We start from the raw sequence: 4947 nt of genomic DNA, 5'->3' as shown, positions 1-4947 counted from the left end.
CCCGCCGAAATCGCCGGACTCATCGAGAAGGCCGCCCCGCCAGGGGTGATGTCGGGTCGCCCGCCGGAACGCGCACGAGCGCTCCGGCACGGCGTCGGGTGCCTCGGCCGGAGTCAATCGCCGAACAGCCGCTGTGCGGTCCAGTCGGGTGCTTCGTCTCGGCTGTTGCGCGCGGCGGCCAGATAGTCGGACGCGTTCCGGTATCGCCGGGTGCGCCCCTCGATGTCGAAACAGGCTCGACAGACTTGCCGGTAGGAAACAAAGCACCGCGCGGCGTCCGCACGAGCCCGAGCCGACGGTGCTGTGGCGTCGAAGGCCGCCAGGCAGTCGCGCTCGCATTCGAGGTATCGCGTCATACAGTCATTCGCCATGTCGGATACGGCGACGAGCGATTGTTCGAGCGACCGACGCTCTGTTCGATGGATGATGCACACGGCATTGTGCGCCGGGTCGATCTCGAGGTCCTTGCGTGCCATGTAGATGTCGTTGTGCACTCCGATCCACTCCGCGAGCCACAGCCGAGCCCGTGAATACTCCGGTAGCGCGCGCAGCAGTGGATCGGCGTCCACTCCGAGCGCGAGTTCCGCGAGGTCGAAGAACATCGGCATGCCGGATCCATAGCGTCGCCGCTGTCGATACTCCGCGATCGTGGGGCGGTGATCGTGCCGCCGGTCCTCGGCATCGCGGCGCAGTGACTCCAGCCATTCGTCGATGCTGTTTCGGAACTGCTCGATCCAACCCTGTGACCGCCGCGGAACGGCCCGCGTCCAGATATCGCGCAAAGCCCGCGCAGGGCGGCTGCCCGCCGGTGCCGTGGTCGTTGCCAGCTGCGCCCGCAGCTCGGCCACGGCGGACGTCGCCTGTGCGACATCACGTCCCACCGGACCGTCGTCGAATTGGTCGTCGACGATGAAGGCCCAGGCCAGATGCTGCATCAGCAGCGGCAGGACGTGGGGTCTCGCCTGCGGGTAGAACAGGCTTGCGATCCACGGGGTTTCGGTGCGCTCCAGGTGCTTGCGGCTGCTGTCGGTGGGAGTCAGATCGTACGAGTCGACCCACGCCCACACGCTGGCCGCGGTGGCGCTCATCGCGGGATTCTCGGTGCATGCGTCGAATGGCATGAACAGGCGCGGTATGGGCAAGCCGTCATTGATCGTCTCTCCGCCGTCCGCGGTCATCGCTCGGCCTTCTCGACCGGGTGGATCGGGGTCGTCTGTCGTGGACTGGGCGTCATCAGCAGATTTCGGGGTCGTAGCAGCAGGCCCGTCGCCGGTGTGACCTCGCGGTCGGTCGACAGCCGCAAGCGCCATCGACTCGCGATCGTCGCCAGCGTGAGGGTCGCTTCGGTCATGCCGAATCGGTCGCCGATGCATTTTCGAGCGCCCCCGCCGAACGGAAGGAAGTTCTCGAGCGGAGGATGCGCGACGTCTGGGTCCCATCGACCGGGATCGAAGATCTCCGGCTGCGGGAAGACATCCGCCCGGTGATGGATCAGGTAGGGGCTGTAGGCCACGGTCGTACCGACGGGAAGCGTGTACCCGCCCAGCGTGGTAGCGTCGGTGACCACTCGCATGGACAGCCAGGCCGGTGAGTAGACGCGCAGCGCCTCGGTGATCACCCGTTCGGTCAGCGGCAACCGATGTAGATCGGTGTAGTGCGCGGTCCGCTCCGTCAGCACCGCGTCGACTTCGGCATGCAGCCGATGCTCGACCTCCGGATTCCGGGCCAGCAGGTACAGCGCCCATGCCAGCGTCGTCGCGGTGGTCTCGGTGCCGGCGAGGAAGAACGCGATGATGGTGTCGGTGATCTCCTCATCGCTCATCCCGCCGCCATCGTGCTCGTCATCCCGGGCAGTCATCAGGGCGGACAGCAGGTCGCCGTGATCGTCGGGCGTGCGACGTCGCTGCGCGATGATGTCGTCTACGGTTCGGCGCAGGCGCGCGTGCGCGCGACGGTACGACAGGTTCCCCGCTGTCGGAAGGCGGTCCAGTGGCGGCGGCAGGAATGTGCGCAGGTAGAAGCCGTCGAAAAGGGTTGTGACATCGGCCAGTAGCCTGTCGAGCAGTCCGGTGGGGAGCGTGTTCGACAGCAGCGTGGCCGCCGTGACGCGCGAGGTGATCGTCATCATCTCGGTCAGCAGGTTCAGCGGCTCGTCGTCCGGCCAGGAGTCGATGACGTCGACAATGCATTCCGTCATCGTCTCCGCGTACCGCGGGAGGCGGTCGGAGCGGAACGCGGGCTGCGCCAGGCGGCGTTGCCGGCGATGTGCGTCATAGGGGCAGGAAGCCAGACTGTCTCGTAGCACTTCGCGGATCCGGTCATAGATGGGCCCTCCCTTGTCGAATGTCCGATCGTCTCGCAGCAGTTGGCGAACCGTCGCGGGATCGCATGCCAGCACGATCCGAGCGGGTCCGATGCGAATCCGGATCAGGCTTTCCGTGGTGGGAAGCGAGGTGAGAAAGCGGGTCGGATCTCGGAGCAGGGGAATCGCGTGGCCGAGCAGCGGCGCCGCTTTCGGTGCACTGGGAATGGAATTCACGGAACGCATGCGGTACCTCTCGCTCGGTTCGTCGGATCGCCCGGTGCTGCAGGACTTCTCGCCGAAACGAACGGAGGTGCGGATAGCAGACGAACGGAAAGCTGCCGAATGCGTGCTGTATGCGGTGAATAAGCTTGGACATTCGGCATAGGCGCGATACGTCCGGTAATCGAGCCCATGGGTTTGCGATGGTCGAGTCCGGATGGTTCGGATAACGGAAATCCCACTGACGCTTGTGATTTTAGTCTCAGCGACCTCTCGTCGCAAGATGCCGACGAACAGATCGGCTGTTGCCGAATGGAATTCGGACGCAGCGGCGCTAACTCGAGACAGCGTTCCGGCATTGCTGGCATGCTGGGGCCGTGTCACAGATCGCCCTGTATTACCCGTGGACGCGTTTCCGGAACGAGAACTGGCTGAAGCTGGCACTGCTGACGTGGGACCATATCGCGCGGATTCGCCCGCGATCGGCCACGGACACCGATTCGGACCCGGTGGCGAGGGTGCGCGCGGAGACCGATTTCCTGCACGACGTGGAGCCGGTTCGGGAGGATCTGCGGCGGCTCACCAATATCTTCGGCGACATCATCACCTCGGGGGAGCCGCGGGTGTGGCAGCGGTACGCGTGGCGGGCGGTGGTGGACTCGGCCGGATCGGCGGCCACGCCGCGCAAGTCGGGTGGGCCGCGCCGCGCCTACCCGGGCCTGGCGTGGGTCCATGTCGGGACCGACGGGCCGAAGGCGCATCTCGCCCTGTCCCGGCTGTTGGAGGAGGAGGGCCTGGCGGTGACGGTCGAGGAGTCGACCGGTCCGTACCTCGGGATGCATCCTCGACTCGCCGACCTCTACCTGACCGCCCTCGCCGATGTGGTGGCGGCGCGGCAGCGGGTCTCACCCGTGACCGACGATCCCCGCGCGCACGCCGCCGTCGGCACCATCGATCGGCTCTACGACCTGCTGGTCGACGACGCGGCCGAGCCGGTGCGCGAGAAAGGGATGAGCGAGGAAGCGCAGCACGCGTACATCCACTTCGCCGCGCACGCCGCCCCGCGACCCGAGCGATTGCGCGAGGTGCCGCTGCCGACGCTGCTGTCGTTTCGCGAGCGGCACGCGGGTGATCTGCGGGCGTTCCGGGACCATATCGGGTCGCTGTCGAAGGAATTGGAGAGCGTCGCGCTGGCCGAGGGGCCGGATGCGGCACAACGTCGACTCCGAGGCGTCTACCGATCGACGACGAAACCTCAGCTCGAGGAACTGTGCCGAGCGCTGAACGACTTCGGAATCGATGCCGTTCCCGGCCTGCTCGGCATCAAGGTCGACCTGCCCGCCGCCGCGATCACCGGCACGGCGCTCCCCGAAGTCACCGACTTCGTCGGTGCCGGAACGGGTTTCGCCTTCTCGGTCGTCCCGTACGTCGCGGACCGGATGCGCGCACGCCGCACCACCATCCAGGACACGCCGGTCTCCTACCTGCTGACGGCAGACCGCAAGCTGACCGGTAGATCGCTGCTCGCCGCGATGCGGCGCTGACCGGCGTTCGGTTACTCCGCGAACGCGCCCATCACCGGCAGCCATTCCACATACCGCACCTCTTCGATCAGTCCCAGCTGCGCGAACGGATCCTGTGCCAGCAGTTTCGGCATCTCCTCGGCGTCGGAGACGCGGAAGAGCAGCAGCGCGCCGGAACCGTCCGGGTACGGGCCGCTGGTCAGCACGATGCCCTGGTCGACCAGTCCGTTGAGGAAGGCGCGGTGCGCGGGGCGGTGCTCGGCGCGGGATGCGGCGGTGGCGTCGGTGTAGGTGTAGTGGACGGCGAAGATCGGCACGGGTGGAGCTTCCTGATCGGAGGGACGGTTGAGGTTTGTCGAAAGGTTCAGAGGTTCAACAGCATTCGGGTGTTCCCGAGGGTGTTGGGTTTGACGTAGCTGAGGTCGAGGAATTCGGCGACGCCGGTGTCGTAGGAGCGGCACATCTCGGCGTACACCTCGGCGGTGACCGGGGTGCCGTCGATCTCGGCGAAACCGTGGCGGCCGAAGAAGTCCACCTCGAAGGTGAGCACGAACAGGCGTTTCAGTTCCAGTTCGCGCGCCACGGTGATGAGCTGGGAGACGAGCATGTGCCCGACTCCCGAGCCCTTCACGTCCGGGTGCACGGCCACGGTGCGCACCTCGCCGAGGTCCGCCCACAGCACGTGCAGGGCCCCGCAGCCGACGAGGCGGCCGTCGAGTTCGGCCACCCAGAACTCCTGCAGCGCCTCGTAGAGGTTCACGAGGTTCTTCTCCAGCAGGATCCGGCCCGCGTAGATGTCGACCAGGCCCTTGATCTCGGGCACATCCGAGGCGCGGGCGCGGGGCCCCACCGGGGTGGCCCCCCCCCCCCCCCCGAACCCACCCCCCCCAGGGGGGGGAA

At 66.9% G+C, this 4947-nt stretch carries 5 protein-coding genes; 1 reads left to right on the top strand and 4 read right to left on the bottom strand.

Translation table 11 applies throughout. The features are described 5' to 3' along the window. Window positions 1-113: 113 nt before the first annotated feature. Both QK444_RS32480 and QK444_RS32475 read right to left on the bottom strand, forming a co-directional pair. Window positions 114-1088, bottom strand: coding sequence for a terpene synthase family protein (locus tag QK444_RS32480; RefSeq protein WP_282785883.1), 975 nt, complete (start codon window positions 1086-1088; stop codon window positions 114-116). Between the two features lie 86 nt (window positions 1089-1174). Continuing rightward, window positions 1175-2908, bottom strand: coding sequence for a cytochrome P450 (locus QK444_RS32475; RefSeq protein WP_282785882.1), 1734 nt, complete (start codon window positions 2906-2908; stop codon window positions 1175-1177). On the opposite strand from QK444_RS32475, the gene QK444_RS32470 reads away from it, so the two are divergent. Beyond that, on the top strand, window positions 2902-4068 hold the full coding sequence (locus QK444_RS32470) for a DUF6236 family protein (protein ID WP_282785881.1): 1167 nt from the start codon (window positions 2902-2904) through the stop codon (window positions 4066-4068). The genes QK444_RS32475 and QK444_RS32470 overlap by 7 nt on opposite strands. 11 nt (window positions 4069-4079) lie before the next feature. Here the strand turns inward: QK444_RS32470 and QK444_RS32465 are convergent, their stop codons facing one another. Continuing rightward, window positions 4080-4364: a YciI family protein gene (locus QK444_RS32465; RefSeq protein ID WP_282785880.1), complete on the bottom strand. Its 285-nt coding sequence runs from the start codon at window positions 4362-4364 to the stop codon at window positions 4080-4082. A 47-nt stretch (window positions 4365-4411) separates the two neighbouring features. Further along, entirely contained in the window at window positions 4412-4897 is a 486-nt protein-coding gene (locus tag QK444_RS32460; protein ID WP_282785884.1) for an amino-acid N-acetyltransferase, read from the bottom strand. Between the last annotated feature and the right edge of the window lie 50 nt (window positions 4898-4947).

It is taken from the genome of Nocardia sp. CC201C, from assembly GCF_030010695.1.
Taxonomy (GTDB): domain Bacteria; phylum Actinomycetota; class Actinomycetes; order Mycobacteriales; family Mycobacteriaceae; genus Nocardia; species Nocardia otitidiscaviarum.
The sequence above is the reverse complement of the archived record's forward strand: the minus strand, read 5'-3'. Positions and strand labels throughout refer to the sequence as shown.